This is a genomic window from Alloyangia mangrovi (assembly GCF_002300555.2).
GTDB classification, from domain to species: Bacteria; Pseudomonadota; Alphaproteobacteria; order Rhodobacterales; family Rhodobacteraceae; genus Salipiger; species Salipiger mangrovi.
Genome location: NZ_NTHN02000005.1, coordinates 12438 through 34131, shown reverse-complemented (window position 1 = coordinate 34131; position 21694 = coordinate 12438). Strand labels below are relative to the sequence as shown.

Sequence of the window (21694 nt, the reverse complement as noted above, 5' to 3'; positions counted from 1 at the left end):
AATACCAATGGCGCGATATTTCCTGAAAATCGCATTTTTAATAATTGGTTAGCATATATCCGGCGGTTGCCGTGAGGGCAAGCGTCAGTGGCACGGAACGGCGCAGCGGGCCCAGCAGGAGCGCGGCCAGAAGCGTCAGGCCGAGCGCGGCGGGCTGCAGGCTGGGCAGCACGGGCAGCTCCGGGGCAAGCGGGCCGAGGCGCGGGATCCGGGTCTCGGCGAAAAGCACGTGCAGCGCGAACCACAGCGCGAGATTGGCGACCACGCCGAGCACGGCGGCGGTGATCGCCTCGAGCGCCGCCTGCAGGCGGGGCCGCGCGAGCAGCCGCTCGAGGTGCGGGGCAAAGGCGAAGATCCACAAGAAACAGGGGATGAAGGTGACCCAGAGCACCATGGCGCCTGCCGCCAGCGCCATCGGCCAGCCGCCTGCGGCGAAGCCGGTGATCATGCCGACGAACTGCGTCACGAGGATCAGCGGGCCGGGGGTGGTTTCGGCCAGACCCAGCGCATCGGCCATCTGCGCCGCCTCGAGCCAGCCGCGGGCGGTCACCGCCTCCTGTGCCAGCCAGGCGAGCACCGCGTAGGCGCCGCCGAAAGAGAAGACCGCCAGCTTGGAGAAGAGCATGCCGATGTCATAGAGGAGCATCTGCCCGGCGAGCGCCGCGGCGATCATCGGTGCGAACCAAAGCGTCACCCAGAGCGGCCAGACCCAGAGCCGGTCCGTCACCGGTGCGGGCACGGGCTGGACCTCGGACGAGGGGCTGGCAGGCTGGCCGATCCAGCCGATCAGCGCGGCGCAGGCGATCACCAGAGGGAAGGGCAGGTGCAGCATGTAGAGTGCGGCAAAAGCGGCGAGCGAGATCAGCAGCGCGCCGCGGCGGGTCAGCACCTTGCGGCCGAGCTTCAGCAGCGCCTGCGCGACCAGCGCGATCACCGTGGCCTTGACCCCGAGCATCAGCCCCGCGACCTCGGGGCGGGCGCCGTAGCTGGAATAGGCCAGCGCCAGCACCGCGATCAGCACCGCGCCGGGCAGCACGAAGAGCCCGCCCGCGATCAGCCCGCCCATGGTGCCGCGCAGGCGCCAGCCGATCCAGGTCGCGAGCTGCATGGCCTCGGGGCCGGGCAGCAGCATGCAGAAGGAGAGCGCCTGCAGGTATTGCCGCTCGGTCAGCCACTGCCGCGCCTCGACAATTTCGCGATGCAGCAGGGCGATCTGCGCGGCGGGGCCGCCGAAGCTGAGCAGGCCGATCCGCAGGAAGGTCGTGAAGAGCTGGGAAAATGGCGTCATGGCAGGCTTTTGCGCCGGCACCCGTGACGCTTTCATGACGCGCTCAGCCGACGACCTGCGCGATCTCGCGCAGGATTTTTCGGCGCAGGGTCTCGGCATAGGCCTGATGGCTGCGCGCGGTCATCACGAAGCCGTCGCGGGTGATCAGCACCTGCCGGTAGTAGTTGCTGACCGGCAGGCCGCTGCCCGGGCCCTCGATGGCGAGCCCGTTGATCGTCACCCCCATGCGCTCGGCCCGGACCCGAGCTGCCGAGGCCGACGGGCCCGAGTTCGGCGTGCCGTCGCCCGACACGTCGATCACCCGCCGCTTGCATGGCGGGGCGAGATCCATGACGTCGAGCGCGGCGCCGAGGGCCGCGCCGGGGGCGGTGTCCGACAGGACGAAGGCACGCTCCATGCCGCCGGCGGCGGCGGCGAAACTGGCAAGATCGGCGGGCTCGGCAATCTCGGTCCAGTCCAGCGTGAGCGCCTGGTGGGCGGGGCCGGACCATTGCAGCACGGCAAGGGCGATGCGGTCCTCGACCATGATCGCCGCGATTTGGGGATCGGTCAGGGCAAGGGCCAGGCCCTCGGCCTGGATGGCGTATTCGGCGGGGTCGATGGAATTCGACACGTCCATGGCCAGCAGCAGCGCGGTCTCGCAGGCGTGGAGCTTCGGCGCACTAAGCGCTGCGAGCAGGGCGATACTGGCAACGGTTACTGGGGCCATGCCGGTCATGCTGACAGGCGGCCTACCTTCGGTCAATCGCGCCGAAATGCGCTGGCCGAATGTCGCGGATGGAGGGGGGGGAGAAGTGCAGGTTTCTGTTGCCAGGTACCTGCGAACCCCGCCTTAAGCTGCTAGGCCCAAGGGCTTAATTTTCGGTTTTTCGGACTGCTTACGCAGCCAGAGCAACCGGAGCACGATTGTTGTTGGCAACTATGCTTTATGAACCGATAACGGTGGTATCTCACCGGGACAAAGCTACATCTTTACGCGTTCGTCGATCCTATTTCGGCCCCATGAACCCCCAACAAGGGTTTATTGGTGGAGCCGCCGGGTACCGCCCCCGGGTCCGATCCGTTTATTACATGCGCGTTTATGCCCATAGTCCCTTGCGGAACAGGGTTGATATAGGACGCGGCGGCGCGGCTTTCAATGGGGATCTGCGCAGGAATGCAGGGTGGGGCGCCGGTGGGCGCCTCCGCGCGGCGTCAGGCGGTGGCGGAATAGAGCTCGGCGAGCGCGGTTTCTTGCTGTCCGAGCTTAGCTAGCGCTGGCGCGACGTCGCGATAGACGTGGATCCGGAAGGGAAACCGCGAGGTGAGCACTTGCTGGGTCATGCGGGCAATGCCGAAAGCGAGATCGGACGGAGCATAATAGACGATCTCCATGTTTGCGCTTTCAAAGGCGTCGGTGTCCATGAGCTGACCGCAAAAGCGCTGCAGATTCTCGAAATCGCCTTGGTAGGAAGTGACCCCGGAGTTATCGATGAACACCGCGTAATCGGAGCACCACTCGGGCGAGGAAATGAGCTCTGATACCGTTTCGAAGCAATCCTCGATTTGGGCAGCACCGGAAAACTTCAAGCAGGCCAAGCGGCGCTCGGCAAATATCTTGAAATTTCCTGGCATATTGTCTCTCCCGAAGATGAGGAAAAGGGGGTTAGCCTTTCACTCGTTTCCTATGTCCGGAAGCTTGTGTCAAATGGTATGTCGCCTATGCGACATATCTTTGGGGGTGACGCTGCGGAAGAGAAATCATCCCGTATTTTCGAGCAATTGAGCGAAACTGCGCTCCGCGAGGCCCAGCAATGTCAGGCAGCCAAGCTCGCTTTGTTGGACCCGGGCGACCACGCTGTCGAGCCCGTCCCAGGAATTGAGCGCCAGCTTGGCGAGTCGGAAACTCAGGGCGCTGGGGGCGAAATAAAGCAGCAATGTGGCGTTTTCACCGCCGAAAAAGGCCTCGGCTTTCAGGGCCTGGACTTTCATGAGTTCGAGATAGTCACCGTCCCAGCCGGTCAGCGCTGACAGGTCTACGAGCTGTTTCTGTCCGCGGCGGTAATCCGTGTGACCCACGTAGTCTGCAAGAACCCGGGTCGTATCGGCGAGGCAAGCATGCCCCTCGTATCGCACATAGACAAGACCGTGATTCTTAAGAATGCGGAAGCTGACGGACATTTCCCACCGGCAAATTAGAGGCTTAGTCGATGGTGACGATGACGTTTAGTTAACGTCAATGATATCTGTGAGATACATGTTTGTGCGGGCGGCAAGCTGCGCGTGCAGCAAGCAAGACGGGCCGCCCGGAAGGATCCGGGCGGCCCGCGTGTCAGTGAAGGGTCCGGGTCGGCAAGGCCCGTGGGATCAATCCATGGCCTTGAAGTTGAACTCGCCGCCTTCCTTGATGCCCGAGAACCAGCGCGCCGTGACGGTCTTGGTCTTGGTGTAGAAGCGGAAGGCGTCGGGGCCATACTGGTTGAGATCGCCGAAGGCCGACTTCTTCCAGCCGCCGAAGGTGTGGTAGCTCAGCGGCACCGGGATCGGGAAGTTGATGCCGACCATACCGACGTTGACCCGGTGGGCGAAGTCCCGCGCGGTGTCGCCATCGGCGGTGTAGATCGCGGTACCGTTGCCGTAGGGGTTGTCGATCACCAGCTCCAGCGCTTCCTCATAGGAGTTCGCGCGGACGGTGCTCAGCACCGGGCCGAAGATCTCTTCGCGGTAGATGTCCATGTCCGGCGTGACGTTGTCGAAGAGCGACGGGCCGACGAAGAATCCGTCCTCATAGCCCTGCAGCGAGAAGTCGCGGCCGTCGATGACCAGCGTCGCACCCTGCTCGACACCCGAGGTGACAAGGCCGTTGATGCGCTCCTTGGCGGCGGCGGTGATGACCGGGCCGTAGTCCACGTCTTCGCCGGCGGTGTAGGGTCCGACCTTCAGCTTCTCGACGCGCGGCACCAGCTTCTCGATCAGCGCATCGGCGGTTTCCGCGCCGACCGGGACGGCCACCGAGATCGCCATGCAGCGCTCGCCCGCGGCGCCGTAGCCGGCACCCACCAGCGCGTCGGCGGCCTTGTCGAGGTCGGCGTCGGGCATGATGATCATGTGGTTCTTGGCGCCGCCGAAGCACTGCGCGCGCTTGCCGTTGGTCGCGGCGCGGCCGTAGATGTACTGCGCAATCGGGGTCGAGCCGACAAAGCCCACGGCCTGCACAGTCTCGTTGTCCAAGATCGCGTCGACCACTTCCTTGTCACCGTTTATCACCTGCAGCACGCCCTCGGGCAGGCCGGCCTCGGTGATCAGCTCGGCAAGCCGCAGCGAGGTCGAGGGGCAGCGCTCGGACGGCTTGAGGATCATCGCGTTGCCGGCGACCAGCGCCGGGGCCATCTTCCACAGCGGGATCATCGCCGGAAAGTTGAACGGGGTGATCCCCGCGACCACGCCGAGCGGCTGGCGCATCGAGTAGAGGTCGATCCCCGGGCCGCCGTCATCGGTGAACTCGCCCTTGAGCATGTGCGGCGCGCCCATGCAGACCTCGACCACCTCGAGACCGCGCTGCACGTCACCGCGCCCGTCGGGCAGGGTCTTGCCGTGCTCGCGCGAGACCAGCTCGGCAAGCTCGTCCATATGCTCGTTGATCAGCTGGCCGAACTTCATCATGACGCGGGCGCGGCGCTGCGGGTTGGTCGCGCCCCAGGCCTTCTGCGCCTCGGCGGCCTTGGCCACCGCGTCGTTCAGCTCTTCGACGGTCGCCAGCGGCACCTTGGCCTGAACCTCGCCGGTGGCCGGGTTGAAGATGTCGGTGAAGCGGCCCGAGGTGCCCTTTACATGGGCGCCGTTGATGAAATGGGTCAGTTCCTGCATTGCAGCCTCCTTCTGTTGGCGGGCACAGTAGCCTTGCGGAAATGCAGCGAACAGGGGTAATTCGGCAAATAGGTTTTGCAAAAATACAGGTACTCCATGCGCGAGAACTGGGACGACCTGCGGATCTTCCTTGCCGTGGCGCGGGGCGAGAGCCTCTCGGCGGCGGGCAGGGTGCTGCGCATGGACCCGGCCACCGTGGGGCGGCGCGTCGCGCGGCTCGAACAGGCGCTCGGGCATCCGCTCTTTGCCAAGTCGCCGCAGGGCTACACGCTGTCCGAGGCCGGTGCCCGGCTGCTGGTCCATGCCGAGACCGCCGAGCAGGCGCTGGGGCAGGGCGCGCAGGCGCTGATGGGCTCGTCCGAGGGCTTCGCCGGGCAGATTCGCATCGGCGCGCCCGACGGCTGCGCCAACTTCCTTCTGCCACAGGTCTGCGCCAAGATCGCCGAGGCCAACCCCGGCCTCGACCTGCAGATCGTCTCGCTGCCGCGCGTGGTGAACCTGTCGCGGCGCGAGGCGGACATGGCCATCGCCGTCTCGGCGCCCACGGCGGGGCGGCTGGTCGTGCAGAAGATCTCGGACTATCGGCTGCATCTCGCGGCCTCGGATCAGTATCTCGCGCAGCACCCGCCAATCCGCAGCCGCGCCGACCTGCAGGGGCACCGGATCGTCGGCTACATCCCCGACATGATCTTCGACCGGGAACTCGACTACCTCAGCGATCTCGGGCTGGAGCGGGTGCGTCTGGCGTCGAACTCGGTGGCGGTGCAGTTCCACTGGCTGCGGCTCGGGGCGGGGCTGGGAATCGTGCACGACTTCGCGCTGCCCACGGCGCCGGGGCTGCGCCGGGTCCTGCCCGAAGAAGTCTCGCTCACCCGCAGCTTCTACCTCGTGCGCCATGCCGACGACCGGCGTCACGCGCGGCTTAACGGATTCGCAGCGCTTCTGGCCGACTCTGTGCGGCGCGAACTCGCGGCACTTGAAGCGGCGGCCTGATGCCGGGCGGCCCGCTTTTCAGCGCCATTCGGCGGGGCGCGGGATCGACCGGAGGTCGGTGTTGACAGAACCTTACGTCGGGCGGACGCTAGGGAATGTGAGCAGCGCTTAGGAGGAAAGCCGCATGCAGGTACAACAGATTCTCAAGGACAAGTCCGACGACGGCGTGGTCACCGTCACCCCGGGCAGCAGCGTCGGCGACGCCGCGCAGGTGCTGGCCGAACGCCGGATCGGCGGGGTGGTGATCTCGGAAGACGGGCAAAGACCGCTGGGGATCCTTTCGGAGCGCGACATCGTGCGCGCGCTGGCCGCGCAGGGCGCGGGCGTTCTGTCGCTGACTTGCGATGACCTGATGACCCGCAAGCTGCAGGTCTGCACCCGCGACGAGGACACCAACGTGGTGCTGGCCCGGATGACCGAGGGACGGTTCCGGCACATGCCCGTGGTCGAGGACGGCATGCTCGTCGGCATCATCTCGATCGGCGACGTGGTCAAGGCGCAGATCGCCGAACTTGCGATGGAGAAGGATGCCCTGCAGGGCATGATCATGGGCTTCTGAGCGGAGGATCCGCTCGGGGAATGCTGGTTTCGGGGTTGCATTCCGGCGCGCAATATCGTTGCGTGCGCCGGACTGCCCCGGCTGGCACTCCTGGAGGACCCTCATGCGCATCGGCCTTTATCCCGGCACCTTTGATCCGATCACGCTGGGCCATATGGACATCATCCGCCGCGCTTCGGCGCTGGTGGACAGGCTGGTGATCGGGGTCGCGATCAATCGCGACAAGGGGCCGCTCTTCACACTCGAAGAGCGCGTGGCGATGATCGAGACCGAATGCGCCGGGCTGTCGGAACAGACCGGCACGGAAATCGTCGCCCACCCGTTCGAGAACCTGCTGATCAACTGCGCCCGCGATGTCGGGGCGCAGATCATCATTCGCGGGCTGCGCGCCGTTGCGGATTTCGAGTATGAATTCCAGATGGTGGGGATGAACCGTGCGCTCGACACGAGCATCGAGACGGTCTTCCTGATGGCCGAGGCCAAGCACCAGGCGATCGCCTCGAAGCTGGTGAAGGAAATTGCGCGGCTGGACGGCGACGTGAGCAAATTCGTCACGCCCACCGTAAACGAAGCGCTGAAGGCGCGCTTCGCCAAGCGCTGATCCGGCGCTGCTCAGCCTCCGTAGACGGCGGCGCGGGCGGTTTCTTCTTCACGGCCGAGCAGGTCGCAGTCGATGCGGGTGCGCATCGGCAGCGACATCAGCGCCTGATGGGTGCGGCGATAGGCGAAGCGGCGGGCGAAGCTGTCACGAACGGCATTGATGGCTTTGGTCATGGCATTGTTCCATTTCATCGGCGGCGCCTCCATCGGGAAGGCGCTGCATTGGCGGATGGGTGTTTGTGAAAACTGGGGATTGTAAACGCGGCTAAGGTTGCGTTGTCGTTGGCGCTAACTTAGGCCTTGCTGCGCCGCAGAACAATTGACAGTTCCCCAAATCCGCCTTGCAATTGCTGCATGGCCCGATGGGCCGCTGCCCCTGTCGCCGTCAAGGCAATCTCAATGTTTGGCCATTAACCCTAATGGCGGATCAACGCGGCGTGGCTGCCCGATCCGACCGCCGCAGAAACGCGGTGTCCAGCCTGCCAGAAGGGAGATGTGTGATGGAAATTCCCCGCGATACGGCCGGTTACGCCCGGCAGAGCCGCCCACGGCAGAGTCCGGCCCGCAGCCCTCTTGGGGCCGATCCGCCAGGCGAGTCGCTGCAAAGGCCACTGCCGCCCCCGGTCCCAGTCACCACGCAAAGCCTGCCGCTTTCGGTCCTGTCGCAGGTCACGCCACGCGCCCGCCCGCCCGGGCTCGTCGCCGAAGAGGGGTACGGTGCGGCGCTGGGAATCGTGCGCGAGTGAGTTGATCAGATCGCCACGCCGAAAAGTGTCGGCGGGATGCAAAAAGGCGAGGCACCCTGGCCCCGCCTTCCGGTTTTCATGGATCCAGCTTGGATCAGAGGGGGCTCAGATCAGCTTGCCCATCGCCACGGCGGTGTCGGACATGCGGTTCGAGAAGCCCCACTCGTTGTCGTACCACGACAGGATGCGCACCATGGTGCCCTCCATGACCTTGGTCTGGTCGGTGTGGAAGATCGAGCTGTGCGGGTCATGGTTGAAGTCGATCGAGACGTTCTTCTTGTCGGTATAGTCGAGGATGCCGCTGAGCTTGCCGTTGGCCGCCACACGGATCGCGTCGTTGATTTCTTCGACGGTGGTCTCGCGCTCGGCCTCGAACACCAGGTCGACGACCGACACGTTCGGAGTCGGCACGCGGATCGCCACGCCGTCGAGCCTGCCGTTGAGCTCGGGCAGCACGAGGCCCACGGCCTTGGCCGCGCCGGTCGAGGTCGGGATCATCGACATGGCCGCGGCGCGGGCGCGATAGAGATCCTTGTGCATCGTGTCCAGCGTCGGCTGGTCGCCCGTGTAGCTGTGGATCGTCGTCATGAAACCCTTCTTGATGCCGACGGTGTCGTTCAGCACCTTGGCGACGGGAGACAGGCAGTTGGTGGTGCAGGAAGCATTGGAGACCACGAGGTCATCCTTAGTCAGCGTGTCGTCGTTCACCCCGTAGACGATGGTCTTGTCGGCCCCGGCAGAGGGGGCAGAAACCAGCACGCGGCTGGCGCCATTGGCAAGGTGCGCGGCGGCCTTCTCGCGGTCGGTGAAGATGCCGGTGCATTCCATCACCACGTCGACATGCGCCCAGGGCAGATCGGCGGGGTTGCGCTCGGCGCTCACCTTGATCGCGCCGCGGCCGACGTCGATTGTGTCGCCGGAAACGCTGACCGGATGCGGGAAGCGGCCGTGCACGCTGTCGAACTGCAGCAGATGCGCATTCGTCTCGACCGGGCCGAGATCGTTGATCGCCACGACCTCGATGTCGGTGCGGCCGGATTCGATGATTGCGCGCAGCACGTTGCGCCCGATGCGGCCGAAGCCGTTGATCGCTACCTTGACGGTCATGATGTCTCCTCGCTGTCCGAGAGTCTGGGGTTGCCCAGAGGTCAACAGGATACGTCAGGCAAGTCAATACTTGGACTGTTAGCGCTCACCGCCAAAACGCCATCCAATCGAGCAGAATGAAAATTTTCCGACCCAGGAACAGCAGGTGACGACTGTCGAAGAGCGTCACATCCAGCGTTATTGCGAGGATCAGCAGGGCTCCGAGCCAGAGGGCGATGCGATTGGTCATTTTGTCGTGATGCCAGAGACTTGACGCGATGTCATCTGCATTCTTGTGGGGCCGGGACGGGGGGGATCCTGCGGGTCCGCGCCGCTCATGAGCTCCTCGATGAAGTGGCTGAGCAGCGCGCCGCGCCCCGACAGACCCGCCTTGCGGTAGATGGCATTGAGGTGGGATTTCACCGTGCCCTCTGCCGATCCGCGCAGCTCGGCGATCTCGGGGATGGTCATCCCCTTGAGGGTGAACATGGCCACGTCGCGCTCCGAGCCGGTCAGCCCCCAGGCCGAGAATTGCGCTTCGACAATCTCGTGGAAGGCACCGGTGGCCAGCGAGATCTGCTGTTCGAGATGGGCGTTGTGCCGCAGCAGCCGCAGCAGGAAGCGCAGTTCGACCCAGATCGCGGCGGCAAGGCAGAGCACCATGCTGCCCTCTAGAAAGGCCTCGGGATCGGTCACCGGGTTCCACCCGGCTTCGGTCGCATCGAAGATCACGTCGACCACGAAGAAGGCCGTGCAGATCAGCTGCACGGCAATCAGCAGGGTCAGGATGATCGGGCGTTCGGAGCTTTGTGGCGTCATGCCTCGATCTTTGCGTCATCCGGAACGCATTTGACACCCGTAACCATGGCCTTGGGCAGATTTACCCCGGTTCGGCGGCTTTCCCAGAGCACCGCACCCACGTGCAGCACCACCGAGACCTCGGCCCAGCTCACCAATGCCTCGTGCAGGCTTTCGACCCAGGCGATCCCCCAATAGGCGTCGGTGGTCATCATCACCCCGGTGGCGATGATGCCGCAGAGGGTGAGCAGCAGGTTGAAGATCATGAGCGCCCCGAGCGGCGTATGCATTAGGTGCACGCGGCGCCGTCCGGTGGCCATGTCGGTGATCTGTTGGATGAGACCGGCGCGGGTGGGGAAGAAGCTCGAGAACCGGGCCGAATGGGGGCCGGCGAAGCCCCAGATCAGGCGCAGCAGGATCAGCCCGCCGATGGCGTAGCCGACCCAGCGGTGCAGATGCGACTCGGGGTCGTCGAAGAGCGCGTTGACCGCGAAGAGGGTCACCAGGCTCCAGTGAAAGATCCGCAGCAGCGGGTCCCAGATGAAATGACGGGTCATGCGCTCAGGCATCGGGGCGGTCCTTGCAGGGAGGGCGGGAAGAAGCGACGGCGCGGCCCCGCGCAATGGCGGGGCCGGGCGGGGGTCAGTCGGTCTTGCTGCGCACGATCTGCAGGCTCTCGTCGAGGTAGAGCTCGACCTTCTTGCCGTCCTTCATGGCATAGACTTCGATCATCCCGTCCTCGCTGTCGATGCGGCGGACCTCGTAGCCCTCGGCGGTGAGCTTCTCGCGCACCTGCGCCTGGGTCTGTTCGGGGACCTCGGGAGACGCAAAGGCGCTGCCGGCGGTGAGCAGGGCGGCGACGAGGCCGGAGGTCAGAAGGCGGTAGGTCATCGATGGGTCTCCTGTATGAAAGGCACGGGACATCCGCGCCTCGAAGACCGATCTGACGTGGGGCCGGCGGCTCTGCCATGCCACTCAGGGGGCAGAGACCGCCCCCTGCAACTTTGGTTCAGGTGGAGTTTTGCCTGGTCAGGCTCAGGCGGTCCGCCGCCAGACGGCGATCCAGGTCAGCGTAAGGCCAAGGGAAATCAAGGCGTTCCAGCTCGCCATCGACAGGCCGAAGAGTTGCCAGGCGACCTCGTCACAGCGCACCAGCGGCGCGTTCATGATCTGATTGAGCAGGTCGTCGGTGGACATGCCGCCGATCGGGCCGGAGGTGCAGGTGGTCGGGCCTTCCCACCAGCCGCGCTCGACGCCGGTGTGATAGACGCCGATGCCCGAGGTGGTCAGCGCGGCCGCCGCGCCGAGCAGCGGCAGGATGCGGGCGCGGAAGGCCAGCGCCAGCGCGCCGATCAACACCGCGGCGGCATGCGGCCAGCGCTGCAGGATGCACAGGTGGCAGGGCGCCAGCCCGCCGATGTATTGCGAGCCGATGGCGCCGAGCAGCACGGCCGCCGATCCGCCGGCGGCGATCAGGATGAGGAACTTGCGCAGGTCAGTCATGGTCTCAGAGGTACTTTACCAAGAAGAAGCCGCCGGCGAGCAGCAGCACGAAGACAGTAAACACCAGACCGAGCCGCTTTTCGATGAAATCCCGGATCGGCGCGCCGAAGGCCCGCAGCAGCGCCGCCACGATGAAGAAGCGGAAGGCGCGGGCGATGATTGCGGTGGTGACGAAGACGCCGAGCGGCATCGCGGTCCAGCCCGACATGATGGTGATCACCTTGAAGGGGAAGGGGGTGATTCCGGCGATGAGCACCGCCCAGAAACCGACGCCATTGAAACGGGCGTTGAACGCCTCCATCGCGTCGGCCTTGCCGAGGGTTTCGAGGATCGGCCGGCCGATGCTGTCGAAGAAGAAATGCCCGATGGCGTAGCCGAAGAGACCGCCGACCACCGAGGCGACCGTGGCCACCAGCGCGATCAGCCAGGCCCGACGCGGCGCGGCGAGGATCATCGGGATCATCAGCACGTCGGGCGGGATCGGGAAGACCGAGGCTTCGATGAAGGAGACCGCTGCCAGCGCCCAGAGTGCCTTGGGGTGATCAGCAAGCGACATGGTCCAGTCGTAAAGGCGGCGCAGCATCGAAGGGCAGGTCTCCGGCGATTGTTTGCAACGCAGGAAGCACGCGGGGCGGCGGGGTGCAACCCATTGATGCGGCGTCGGCTGTGACAGTTCCGTCAGAGCAGCGTGCAGGGTGACGATTGCCGCTTTACGCGGCGCGGCGGGGCGGATAAATCGGGGTCAGTGCCCAAGTGGCGGAATGGTAGACGCAGGGGATTCAAAATCCCCCGGCCGTGAGGTCATGTCGGTTCGAGTCCGACCTTGGGTACCACATCCCGCATCCCGTTTTGACGCATGTCGGCTGTCCAGCCGCTAGGATCGGCGGGTAAGCGGCTGTTTTGTCGCCAAAACTCCCTCGTCGCGCCGCGGAGACACCGCGCGACCGCCGCAATTGTTCCTCATTTGCCCATCAGACCGGCCCGGTACTGACTAGAAAGGTCTATCTGAATGTTAGGTTTGATTTCGGGCTCCGGTTCGGGGAGCTACTCGGGTCTGTTCGGCGGGATCGCCAATGCGATCAACTCGGCGCGGCAGACCGGCAGCGAGTCCCAGGACGAAGAGGCGCAGGCCGTAGACGCGCCGAGCGGAGTGGAGCCGTCGGAAAGTGCCGCCGCGACCGAGGCCAGCCCGGCCGAGGATGGCACCTCCAAGCCGTCGGCGGCCGAGCGCGTGCAGGCCGCTGAGGCCAGCGCCGAGAGTTCCGAGGTCGCCGCATCGGTGGACACCGACGCGGTCGAGGACGAGCCCAAGGCGAAGGATTCGCTGGCTGAGGCGCGCGCGCAGGCGCTCGCCACGCAGGAAAGCTTCGTGAAGTCCCTTGTGATCGCCCAGATGGGCGCGGGCGCCGACGAGGATGGCCTTGCCCAGCGGTTGCGCCGCGGTGCCGAGAGCTACGCCGCGACGCGCGCTTCGACCGGCGAGGAAAGCGCGCCGCAGCGCGCCAGCATCGAGGCCTGACCCGGCTCACCGCAGAACGAGCCCCATGATACGCGGCGTGCGGAAGAAACCGCGCGCCGCGTTGTCATTTCCGGCGCCTGGCCCGGGGTCCACAACCCTGCCGAGCCTTCAGGCGTTGATCAGCGTCAAGGCTCGCCCGAATGAGCAGGCTTTGGGCGGCTGGCAGCACGGGTTTGCCGATGCGGCAAGCGCGCGGATGACGGAAGCCGAGGGGGGCCTGCGAGCGGCACTTGTCGGAAGGTATCGGGGGGGAGGCATCAGAGTGCCATGGTGGCCCGCAGCGTCGTTGAGACGCGGCTGGACAACCATGGCACTATCCGAAGTAAGTAGCTACTTTCCCGAAGGAAAGTGGCGGAGAGACAGGGATTCGAACCCTGGGACCCCGTGAAGGGTCAACGGTTTTCGAGACCGCCCCGTTCGACCACTCCGGCACCTCTCCGCGGGGGTCGTGGGGGGCCGTTTAACGACAACCTCGGGGGGGGTGCAACAGGGAATTTTGAAGTTTTTTCATCCGGACGAAATTCTTTTCCGGCGAAGCTCCGCCAGTGGGGATTTTGCTCACCTTGGAAATGCCGCTGCCGGGCCCTAGGCTTGTTGCCTGTCATATTCCGGAGTTGTCCTGTCTCATGTTCTCGCGTCTCGCCGCCTGCGGTCTTGCCGTCACTCTAGCCCTGCCCGTCCACGCGGATCCCGCAGAAGATCTGCTGGATGCGCTGAAGATCGGCGAGATCGTCGAGCTCATGCGAGTGGAGGGGCAGGGCTACGCCGAGGGCATGGCGAAGGACCTGCTCCCGGCGGGCGGGACCCCGGCCTGGCAGCAGGCGGTCGACCGGCTCTATACGCCCGAGGCCATGGAAGAGGTGGTGCGCGCGGGGTTCCTCAAGAGCTTTGGCGATACCGATGCGGCACCGCTGCTCGCGTATTTCGGCAGCGATGCCGGGCAAGAGGTCGTGACACTGGAGATCGAGGCCCGGCGCGCCATGGTTGATCCCGACGTCGAGGCGGCGGCGCGCGAGGCCTGGCGCGAACGGGCAGGGAGCGGCGATGCGCGGCTCGACCAGCTCGACCACTTCGTCGAGGCCAATGATCTTCTGGAGACCAACGTGGTTGGCGCGCTCAATGCCAGTTTCCAGTTCTATCTCGGCCTCGTCGACGGCGGCGGGCTCGAGATGACCGAGACCGAGATCGTCGAGGAAGTCTGGATGCAGGAAGAGGCGACTCGCGCCGACACGCTCGAATGGCTCTATGGCTACCTCCTGCTGGCTTACCGGCCGCTGAGCGATGCTGACCTTGATGCCTATATCGACATTTCCGCGACCCCCGAGGGCAAGACGATGAACCGGGCATTGTTCGCCGGGTTCAATGCCATGTACAATGAGATCTCCTATGGCCTCGGCCTTGCCGCCGCACATGAGATGCTGGCGCAGGAGCTCTGAGTCGGAGCGGGGCAGGTGACTCAGCGGGGCGGACGCCTTGCCGGACGGCCCGCAAAATAAGGCGCCAAAACCGCTCTGCGCGGGTTGACACATGGGCAATTTGCCCCGATAAGCCGGGCCTCGTGACGGGGCCATTGTGCGCCCCGCTTTCGATTCTTACATCCATACAGCCCGAAAGGGCGCGCTGTTCGACGGCGGAGCGGGCCGACCCGCACCACGAAGTCTCCAACAAACCGGGGCGCCACAGGACGCGGTAGACAAAGGAAGACGCAGATGTTCGCGGTGATGAAAACCGGCGGCAAGCAATATAAGGTCCAGGCGGGCGACGTGCTCCGCGTGGAGAAGCTGGCTGCAGACGCGGGTGAAACCGTTCAGTTCAACGAAGTCCTGATCCTCGGCGGCGACAGCGTCACCGTGGGTGCTCCGCTCGTGTCCGGTGCTGCCGTCCAGGCGACCGTGATCGACCAGATCAAGGGCGAGAAGGTCATCAAGTTCGTCAAGCGTCGCCGTAAGCACGGCTCGCAGCGTACCCGCGGCCACCGTCAGCAGCTCACCCTGCTGCGCGTGACCGAGATCCTCGCATCCGGCGCCGAAGGCACCGGCGTGAAGGCCGCCGCTGGCGCCGCCTCCGCACCGAAAGCCGCTGCTCCGAAGGCAGCTGCTGCCGCCGCAGGCGACGACCTGACCAAGATCACCGGTGTCGGCCCCGCCGCCGCCAAGAAGCTGAACGAAGCCGGCATCGCCACCTTCGCACAGCTCGCAGCCGTTGACCCCGAGAGCTTCGACGCCGTCAAGGTGAAGCCCGAGTGGGTTGAACAGGCCAAGACCCTGGCCTGATAGACAGTTAAGGAGACCAACCCATGGCACATAAAAAAGCAGGCGGTAGCTCCCGTAACGGCCGCGACTCCGCTGGCCGCCGTCTCGGCGTGAAACTCTACGGTGGCCAGGCGGCCAACCCGGGCAACATCATCATCCGTCAGCGCGGCACCAAGTTCTGGCCGGGCGAAGGCGTGGATATGGGCAAGGATCACACGATCTTCGCCGTGGCCGAAGGCTCGGTCAAATTCCACAAGGGCCTGAAGGGCCGCACCTTCGTTTCCGTCCTGCCGCTGGCGGAGGCTGCTGAGTAAGCCGATCCCGGATCGAAAAATTGGAGGGGATCGGCACGGGCCGGTCCCCTTCTCCGTTTCGGGGGGGAGACGAAGCGGCCCGCGGGAACTCTCGCGACATGAGGAGCAACACCATGAGTCTGGCCGAAGACGACCAGCTGACCGCGCAACCGGTCATCGAGACACCCCGCTTCCTGCTGCGGCCGCTGCGCCGCTCGGATGCCGGGCTGATTGCGCATTACACGTCCGAGCTGCGCCTCGCGCGCATGACCACCTCGATTCCGCACCCGCTGCCGCCGGGCGCCACCGAGGCCTTCATCACTCGCGCCACGGACCCCAAGCGGGTCGAGGACGTCTGGGCGATGGATGCCTCCGAGCAGGGTGGTGCCGAGGTGATGGGCCTGATCTCGCTCGAGCGCCTGACCGACGGCAACCAGGCCGAGATCGGCTACTGGGTCGCGCCGCCGTTCTGGAACACCGGCCACGCCTCCGAGGCGGTCCGTGCCATGGTGCAGGCCAACCCCTTCGGCAGCGCCACGATGTTCGCCTCGGTCTTTCAGGACAACGCGGCCTCGGCCCGGGTGCTGACCAACTGCGGCTTCGAGTACATCGGCGATGCCGAGGCCTTCTCGGTGGCGCGCAATTCCGCCGTACCCACCTGGACCTACCTGCGCCGGATGGACTGATCGCAGGCCCCGGCCCGCGCACCCCCGCGACAAAGTGATCCCGCCCGGCCGACGAATTCCGTTGGCCGGGCGTTGCCTTGGTGCCTATAAGCAAGGCATGATCACCGAATTCGGACATTTCGCGCTCATCCTCGCCTTCCTCGTCGCCTGCGTGCAGGCGGTGGTGCCGATGATCGGGGCGCAGAAGCGATGGCCCGGCTGGATGGCCGTCGCCGAGCCCGCCGCCACGGCCCAGTTCCTGCTTGTCGCGCTGTCCTTCGGCGCGCTGATGCACGCCTTCATCGTTTCCGACTTCTCGCTGCGTCTGGTGGTGCTGAACTCGCATTCCGCCAAGCCGCTGCTCTACAAGATCAGCGGCGTCTGGGGGAACCACGAGGGCTCGATGCTGCTCTGGGTCCTGATCCTGGCGCTCTTCGGCGCGATGGCGGCCTGGTTCGGGGGCAACCTGCCGCCGACGCTGCGGGCGCGGGTCCTCGCGGTGCAGGCCTCGGTCGCTGTGGCCTTCTTCGCCTTCATCCTCTTCACCTCGAACCCCTTCCTGCGCCTCGCGGTGCCGCCCTTCGACGGGCAGGACCTCAACCCGCTGCTGCAGGACCCGGGGCTCGCCTTCCATCCGCCGTTCCTCTACCTCGGCTATGTCGGCCTTTCGATCTGCTTCAGCTTCGCGGTCGCGGCGCTGATCGAGGGACGTGTCGATGCGGCGTGGGGCCGCTGGGTGCGCCCCTGGACTCTGCTGAGCTGGGTGTTCCTGACCATCGGCATCGCGCTCGGCTCCTGGTGGGCCTATTACGAACTGGGCTGGGGCGGCTTCTGGTTCTGGGACCCGGTCGAGAACGCCTCCTTCATGCCCTGGCTGCTGGCGGCGGCGCTGCTGCACTCGGCCATCGTGGTCGAAAAGCGCGAGGCGCTGAAGAGCTGGACCATCCTGCTGGCGATCCTCGCCTTCGGCTTCTCGCTCATTGGCACCTTCATCGTGCGCTCGGGCGTTCTGACCTCGGTCCACGCCTTCGCCAGCGATCCGCAGCGCGGGGTCTTCATCCTCGGCATCCTCGTCTTCTTCACTGGCGGCGCGTTGACGCTCTACGCCGCCCGCGCGGGCGTCATGCAGGCCAAGGGCGTCTTCGGCCTCGTCAGCCGCGAGTCGGCGCTGGTGGTGAACAACATCCTGCTGGCGGTGGCTTGTTTCGTCGTCTTCACCGGCACGCTTTGGCCGCTGGTCGCCGAGATGCTTTTCGGCCGCAAGCTCTCGGTCGGGGCGCCGTTCTTCAACATGGCCTTTACGCCCTTCATGGTCCTGCTGGGGCTCATCCTGCCAATCGGCGGGATGATCAGCTGGAAACGCGGCAAGCTCGGCCGGGTGGTTCAGCAGCTGGTGCCGGCACTGGTGCTGGCCCTGGCGCTGGCGGGTCTGGTCTGGGCGATGCAGACCGGACGCAGCCTGATGGGGCCGATCGGGGTCTTCCTCGGCACCTGGCTCGTCGCTGGCTCGGCCACCGATCTGCTCGGCCGCATCGGCCAGAGCCGCGATTGGCGCCGCCTCGCGCGGCTGCCGCGCGCCGACTGGGGCAAGGCGGTGGCTCATGCGGGTCTTGGCGTCACCATGCTGGGCGTTGCCGGGCTGATGGCCTGGGAAGAAGAGGACATCCGCGTCGCGCAGATGAACGCCCCCTTCACCGTCGGGGCCTACGAGCTTGAATTGCTCGGCGTCGAGCGCGTGCAGGGTCCCAATTACTTCTCGGACATGGGAGAGGTCTCGCTGCGCCGGGACGGGGCCGAGATTGCCCATCTCTACCCCGAGAAGCGCAGCTATCCGGTGGCCGGGATGCCGACCACCGAAGCGGCCATCGACGGCGGCTTCCTGCGGGACGTCTATGTGGTGCTGGGCGATGCGCAGGCGGGCGGTGGCTGGACCATGCGGGTCTACGTGAAACCGCTGGCCAACTGGATCTGGGGCGGGGCGATCCTCATGGCGCTCGGCGGTGCCCTCAGCCTGTCGGACCGCCGCTTCCGCGTCGCCGCGGGCGCGCGCAAGACGGCACCGGCGCGCGGAGTGCCGGCGGAATGACTTTCGCAAAGCCCTTCCGTGCGCTGCTCTTGCTGGCGCTGCTTGCCCTTCCGCTGATGGAGGCGGCCGTGGTGCATGCGGTGCAGCCCGACGAGATGCTCGCGGACCCGGCGCTCGAGGCGCGGGCGCGCGAGCTGTCGAAACACCTGCGCTGCCTCGTCTGCCAGAACGAGAACATCGACGATTCCAATGCCGCGCTTGCCCGCGACCTGCGCCTGCTGGTGCGCGAGCGGCTGGTGGCGGGCGACACTGACGACGAGGCGGTTGCCTATCTCGTGGACCGCTACGGCGAATTCGTCCTGCTGCAGCCCACCACCCGCGGCTGGAACTGGCTGCTCTGGGCCGCCGGGCCGATCCTCTTCGTGTTGGCGCTGATCCTCGCGGCGGTCTACCTGCGCGGTCGCTCGCGCGCCGAGGCGAGCACCGAGGCCCGGCTCAGCCCCGAGGAAGAGGCCCGGCTGAAGCGCATTCTGGACCAAAACCCCTCCTCCTGATAGGACTACCTGCAGGGTCGGCAGTTCACCCAGTCTCCGCCGTCCGGCTGATCCGGGCACGCTGAACCTGCTTTTTGGATCGCAGACCTCTCCGGACATGCCGGCGATGCCTGACGGACAAGGGCGGAACTCCAGCCCCGCAAGGGGTCGGGCAAAAGGCGCCGGAGGATCTGGAGGATCCGATGACCCATCCGATGAAGATCAATGCCCCGTCGCGGGAGGCAATCCCGCTTGCCATCGACGATCTCTCGCAATTCGCCCGTGCGCTGCGGGCCGGCCTCGAGACACCGCCGTCGCACCAGCAGATGCTCGGGCTGATCGCAAAGGCTGCGGGCTACCGCAACTACCAGCACCTGCGCGCGCAGACCGAACCCGCTCCGCGGCCCGACGTAAGACAGGTCTCACGCGCCCTGCGCCATTTCGACGGGCAGGCGCGCTTGCTGCGGTTTCCCGGGAGGACGGCGATGCAGGCGCTCTGCCTCTGGCCGCTCTGGGCCCGCATTCCACCTCGGCAGAGCTTCACCGAGCGCGAGATCAGTGCCCGGATCGACACGCTCTGCGCCTTCAGGGACGCCGCGCAAATCCGCCGCACAATGGTCGAGAACCGCATGCTGGAGCGCACCATCGACGGTGCCGTCTACACCCGTATCGAGACTCGCCCGAGTGCGGACGCGCTGGCGCTGATCGCAGCGCTCGGCCGGGTCTGAGGCAGGTTGACCAAGGGGTCTTGCACCCCGGGCGCGCGCGGGGGAGAGTTCCCCCGCGCAGCCGCGCCAACCTGGAGGACCCCATGCATTACGACACCATCCGCTACGAGATCGTCGACGACGTGGCGTTGATCACCCTGGCGCGGCCCGACGTGATGAACGCGCTCTCGGCGCCGATGAGGGCCGAGCTGACCCATGCCATCCAGGCGGGCGGCAAGGAGGCGCGGGTGGTGGTCCTGACCGGCGAAGGCCGGGCCTTCTGCTCGGGGCAGGACCTTGGCGACCGCGAGAGCGCGGCGAACATCGACCTCGAGCGGGTGCTGCGCGATGAATACATGCCCATGCTGAGCGCGCTGGTCGATTGCCCGCGTCCGACCATCGCCGCGGTGAACGGCGCGGCGGCAGGGGCCGGGGCCAACCTCGCGCTGGCCGCCGACGTGGTGATCGCCGCCGAGAGCGCCTTCTTCATGCAGGCTTTTACCCGCATCGGCCTGATGCCCGACGCCGGCGGCACTTGGATGTTGCCGCGGCAGATGGGCATCGCCAAGGCCATGGGTGCGGCGCTTTTCGCCGACCGGATCAGCGCCGCGCAGGCCGAACGCTGGGGGATGATCTGGGAGGCGGTGCCCGACGCCGAGTTCGAGGCGATCTGGAAGTCCCGCGCCGCGCATCTGGCGCAGGGCCCGTCCGAAGCCTATGCCCGCATCAAGCGCGCCATCCGCGGCGCCTTCGAAAAGGACTTCGACGGTCAGCTCCTGCTCGAGGCGCAATTGCAGGGTGAATGCGGCATGACGCGGGACTTCAAGGAGGGCGTGGTGGCCTTCCACGAGAAGCGACCCGCGAAGTTCGAGGGGCGCTGAGCGCCTAGCCCGCGGTCTGGGCCGCCCGCCAGCACGGTGCATCCACCCGCAGCGGCCCGGCCGGGATAGTCCAGCGCGGGGGCTGGCCGTCCAGGATTACCGGGAAGCGCAGCCGACGCGCCGGTCCCCAGCCGGTTGCCTCGATCTGCGGGGCGAGATCCGCCGCGCTCTCTACGATGGGGGCACCGGTGAGATCACGGGCGCCGCCCGAGACCAGCAACGCGCCCGTGCGGGCCAGCGACAGCCGGGCCGAGACCACCCGACCGCTCGCCTGCCGGAGGCGCAGGGCGCGCAGAACGGCGGCGGCCATGAGGTAGCCCGTGGCATGGTCGAGCGCCTGCACCGGCAGCGGCACCGGGCACGCGGCGCTTCGACGCCGCATGCCCTCGTAGGCGATGCCGCAGCTCATCTGCACGAGGCTGTCGAAGCCTCGACGTCCCGCCCAAGGCCCGGTCCAGCCGTAGGCGCAGAGGCTCACGTCGATCTGTCCGGGCGCGAGCCTGCGCCGCACCTCGGGCCCATAGCCCAATCCCTCAAGAGCGCCGGGGCGGTAGCCGTGCACCAGCACGTCGGCCCGCTTCAGCAGGTCTTCGAAGGTGGCGCGATCTTCTGTGCGGGTGAGGTCGAGTCCGGCACGGCGCTTGCCCAATGTGACCTCCGGCTCCACCCCCGGCTCGCCCCACCATGGCGGGTCGATGCGCAATACCTCGGCGCCATAGGCGGCGAGGAAGCGTGTCGCCACAGGTCCGGCGAGCACGCGGGTCAGATCGAGCACCCGCAGGCCTTCCATGGCGAAAGGGGCCGCAGAAGCTCCGGTCTCGCGCCAGTCGATCAAAGGCTCTGCGGCCACGGCCTTGCCTTGAGGGTGGGTGGCCCATTCCGTCATGCTGTGCATCGCCGCCACGGCACCGCCTGCCGCCACCACGGCGGCTTCGAGCGCAGCCTTGTCCCATGTCGCGACGGCTTTGGTGACCTCGCCTCGCTCGGCGGCGCAGCCGAGCACCGAGAGCGCCGCGTCGCGGTGGTGCGGGGCATTGGTATGGAGCCGGATCCAGCCGTCCTTCGCCGCGTAGTCCCCGGCGATCGGATCCCAGGCCGAGGGCAGCTCCCAGCCGATGGGCCGCAACGTCCTGTCGAACCACATAGAGGCTAGGCGGCGGTCGACCGCCGCCTCCCGAACGCCAAGCAACGGAGCAATCTCCCGTGATGCCGCCTTCAGCGAGGCGGTGGCCAGTTCCGAGACGTGGAAGCAGGACGGCAGTTCGGCCTGCCCGATCTCATGAATCTCCGGGGCGGGTGCGAGATTGTCGCCGAGGGCTTCGGCAATCTGCGGATCAAACGGGGATGTCATGATGGCCTCCAGGTCGTGTGTGTTGCCATCAAGCGCGCGGATTGACCG

26 protein-coding genes, 2 tRNA genes and 1 other RNA gene are annotated in these 21694 nt (G+C 66.3%); 13 read left to right on the top strand and 16 right to left on the bottom strand.

Annotated features, from left to right (window positions below; genetic code table 11):
* Positions 1-37 precede the first annotated feature (37 nt).
* From chrA to CLG85_RS04150, 6 genes are all read right to left on the bottom strand, one after another.
* Positions 38-1288, bottom strand: a complete 1251-nt coding sequence (gene chrA, locus CLG85_RS04175; RefSeq protein ID WP_260348483.1) for a chromate efflux transporter — start codon at positions 1286-1288, stop codon at positions 38-40.
* Between the two features lie 43 nt (positions 1289-1331).
* Positions 1332-1997, bottom strand: coding sequence for a DUF1194 domain-containing protein (locus CLG85_RS04170; RefSeq protein ID WP_095883533.1), 666 nt, complete (start codon positions 1995-1997; stop codon positions 1332-1334).
* 84 nt (positions 1998-2081) lie between these two features.
* Positions 2082-2431, bottom strand: a transfer-messenger RNA (tmRNA) gene (gene ssrA, locus CLG85_RS04165).
* A gap of 51 nt (positions 2432-2482) precedes the next feature.
* Entirely contained in the window at positions 2483-2902 is a 420-nt protein-coding gene (locus CLG85_RS04160) for a hypothetical protein (RefSeq protein WP_095883526.1), read from the bottom strand.
* 126 nt (positions 2903-3028) lie between these two features.
* Positions 3029-3448, bottom strand: coding sequence for a hypothetical protein (locus tag CLG85_RS04155; protein WP_095883527.1), 420 nt, complete (start codon positions 3446-3448; stop codon positions 3029-3031).
* Positions 3449-3634: 186 nt separating this feature from the next.
* Positions 3635-5134, bottom strand: a complete 1500-nt coding sequence (locus tag CLG85_RS04150) for a CoA-acylating methylmalonate-semialdehyde dehydrogenase (RefSeq protein ID WP_224847060.1) — start codon at positions 5132-5134, stop codon at positions 3635-3637.
* A gap of 96 nt (positions 5135-5230) precedes the next feature.
* Between CLG85_RS04150 and CLG85_RS04145 the strand changes: the two genes are divergently transcribed.
* The 3 genes from CLG85_RS04145 to coaD all read left to right on the top strand — a co-directional run bounded on the left by CLG85_RS04145 (position 5231) and on the right by coaD (position 7287).
* Positions 5231-6127: a LysR family transcriptional regulator gene (locus CLG85_RS04145; protein WP_095883528.1), complete on the top strand. Its 897-nt coding sequence runs from the start codon at positions 5231-5233 to the stop codon at positions 6125-6127.
* Positions 6128-6251: 124 nt separating this feature from the next.
* Positions 6252-6686, top strand: coding sequence for a CBS domain-containing protein (locus CLG85_RS04140; RefSeq protein ID WP_095883529.1), 435 nt, complete (start codon positions 6252-6254; stop codon positions 6684-6686).
* 103 nt (positions 6687-6789) lie between these two features.
* Positions 6790-7287, top strand: a complete 498-nt coding sequence (gene coaD / locus CLG85_RS04135; protein ID WP_095883530.1) for a pantetheine-phosphate adenylyltransferase — start codon at positions 6790-6792, stop codon at positions 7285-7287.
* Between the two features lie 11 nt (positions 7288-7298).
* On the opposite strand, the gene CLG85_RS04130 is transcribed toward coaD, so the two are convergent.
* The 8 genes from CLG85_RS04130 to CLG85_RS04095 form a co-directional block, all read right to left on the bottom strand.
* The gene (locus CLG85_RS04130) at positions 7299-7460 is read right to left on the bottom strand and encodes a glyceraldehyde-3-phosphate dehydrogenase (RefSeq protein ID WP_095883534.1); all 162 of its coding nucleotides are present in this window, start codon (positions 7458-7460) and stop codon (positions 7299-7301) included.
* Between the two features lie 677 nt (positions 7461-8137).
* Positions 8138-9139 (bottom strand): type I glyceraldehyde-3-phosphate dehydrogenase, encoded by a 1002-nt coding sequence (gene gap / locus CLG85_RS04125; protein ID WP_095883531.1) that lies wholly within the window; start codon positions 9137-9139, stop codon positions 8138-8140.
* Positions 9140-9224: 85 nt separating this feature from the next.
* Positions 9225-9368, bottom strand: a complete 144-nt coding sequence (locus CLG85_RS04120; protein ID WP_176476675.1) for a hypothetical protein — start codon at positions 9366-9368, stop codon at positions 9225-9227.
* Positions 9365-9937: a helix-turn-helix transcriptional regulator gene (locus tag CLG85_RS04115; RefSeq protein ID WP_260348481.1), complete on the bottom strand. Its 573-nt coding sequence runs from the start codon at positions 9935-9937 to the stop codon at positions 9365-9367. The genes CLG85_RS04120 and CLG85_RS04115 overlap by 4 nt, the downstream gene beginning before the upstream one ends.
* Complete coding sequence (locus CLG85_RS04110) at positions 9934-10485, bottom strand: cytochrome b/b6 domain-containing protein (RefSeq protein WP_311734953.1); 552 nt, start codon at positions 10483-10485, stop codon at positions 9934-9936. The genes CLG85_RS04115 and CLG85_RS04110 overlap by 4 nt, the downstream gene beginning before the upstream one ends.
* Positions 10486-10558: 73 nt before the next feature.
* Positions 10559-10807, bottom strand: coding sequence for a PepSY domain-containing protein (locus CLG85_RS04105; protein ID WP_224847069.1), 249 nt, complete (start codon positions 10805-10807; stop codon positions 10559-10561).
* A gap of 144 nt (positions 10808-10951) precedes the next feature.
* The gene (locus CLG85_RS04100) at positions 10952-11419 is read right to left on the bottom strand and encodes a disulfide bond formation protein B (RefSeq protein ID WP_260348480.1); all 468 of its coding nucleotides are present in this window, start codon (positions 11417-11419) and stop codon (positions 10952-10954) included.
* A 4-nt stretch (positions 11420-11423) separates the two neighbouring features.
* Positions 11424-12002, bottom strand: a complete 579-nt coding sequence (locus CLG85_RS04095) for a YqaA family protein (RefSeq protein ID WP_095883874.1) — start codon at positions 12000-12002, stop codon at positions 11424-11426.
* 164 nt (positions 12003-12166) lie between these two features.
* Between CLG85_RS04095 and CLG85_RS04090 the strand changes: the two genes are divergently transcribed.
* Positions 12167-12252: transfer RNA gene (locus tag CLG85_RS04090), tRNA-Leu, on the top strand.
* Between the two features lie 176 nt (positions 12253-12428).
* Positions 12429-12938 (top strand): hypothetical protein, encoded by a 510-nt coding sequence (locus tag CLG85_RS04085; RefSeq protein WP_141244698.1) that lies wholly within the window; start codon positions 12429-12431, stop codon positions 12936-12938.
* A gap of 349 nt (positions 12939-13287) precedes the next feature.
* Here CLG85_RS04085 and CLG85_RS04080 read toward each other — a convergent pair.
* Positions 13288-13377, bottom strand: a tRNA-Ser gene (locus CLG85_RS04080).
* A 187-nt stretch (positions 13378-13564) separates the two neighbouring features.
* On the opposite strand from CLG85_RS04080, the gene CLG85_RS04075 reads away from it, so the two are divergent.
* From CLG85_RS04075 to CLG85_RS04040, 8 genes are all read left to right on the top strand, one after another.
* A complete protein-coding gene (locus CLG85_RS04075) occupies positions 13565-14374 on the top strand; it encodes a DUF2059 domain-containing protein (RefSeq protein WP_095883876.1) in 810 nt (269 codons plus the stop codon).
* 273 nt (positions 14375-14647) lie between these two features.
* A complete protein-coding gene (gene rplU / locus CLG85_RS04070; RefSeq protein WP_095883877.1) occupies positions 14648-15211 on the top strand; it encodes a 50S ribosomal protein L21 in 564 nt (187 codons plus the stop codon).
* A 23-nt stretch (positions 15212-15234) separates the two neighbouring features.
* On the top strand, positions 15235-15504 hold the full coding sequence (gene rpmA / locus CLG85_RS04065; RefSeq protein WP_095883878.1) for a 50S ribosomal protein L27: 270 nt from the start codon (positions 15235-15237) through the stop codon (positions 15502-15504).
* Positions 15505-15617: 113 nt separating this feature from the next.
* The gene (locus CLG85_RS04060; protein WP_095883879.1) at positions 15618-16169 is read left to right on the top strand and encodes a GNAT family N-acetyltransferase; all 552 of its coding nucleotides are present in this window, start codon (positions 15618-15620) and stop codon (positions 16167-16169) included.
* Between the two features lie 97 nt (positions 16170-16266).
* Positions 16267-18234: a heme lyase CcmF/NrfE family subunit gene (locus CLG85_RS04055; protein WP_260348479.1), complete on the top strand. Its 1968-nt coding sequence runs from the start codon at positions 16267-16269 to the stop codon at positions 18232-18234.
* Entirely contained in the window at positions 18231-18728 is a 498-nt protein-coding gene (locus CLG85_RS04050; RefSeq protein ID WP_095883880.1) for a cytochrome c-type biogenesis protein, read from the top strand. Before CLG85_RS04055 ends, CLG85_RS04050 begins: the two co-directional genes overlap by 4 nt.
* A gap of 182 nt (positions 18729-18910) precedes the next feature.
* Positions 18911-19435, top strand: coding sequence for a DUF2087 domain-containing protein (locus CLG85_RS04045; RefSeq protein ID WP_224847081.1), 525 nt, complete (start codon positions 18911-18913; stop codon positions 19433-19435).
* A gap of 83 nt (positions 19436-19518) precedes the next feature.
* Positions 19519-20295, top strand: a complete 777-nt coding sequence (locus CLG85_RS04040) for an enoyl-CoA hydratase-related protein (protein WP_095883881.1) — start codon at positions 19519-19521, stop codon at positions 20293-20295.
* Between the two features lie 4 nt (positions 20296-20299).
* On the opposite strand, the gene CLG85_RS04035 is transcribed toward CLG85_RS04040, so the two are convergent.
* Positions 20300-21646 carry a CoA transferase gene (locus tag CLG85_RS04035; RefSeq protein WP_260348477.1) on the bottom strand — a complete coding sequence of 449 codons (1347 nt, stop codon included), beginning with the start codon at positions 21644-21646 and terminating at the stop codon, positions 20300-20302.
* Positions 21647-21694: the final 48 nt, after the last annotated feature.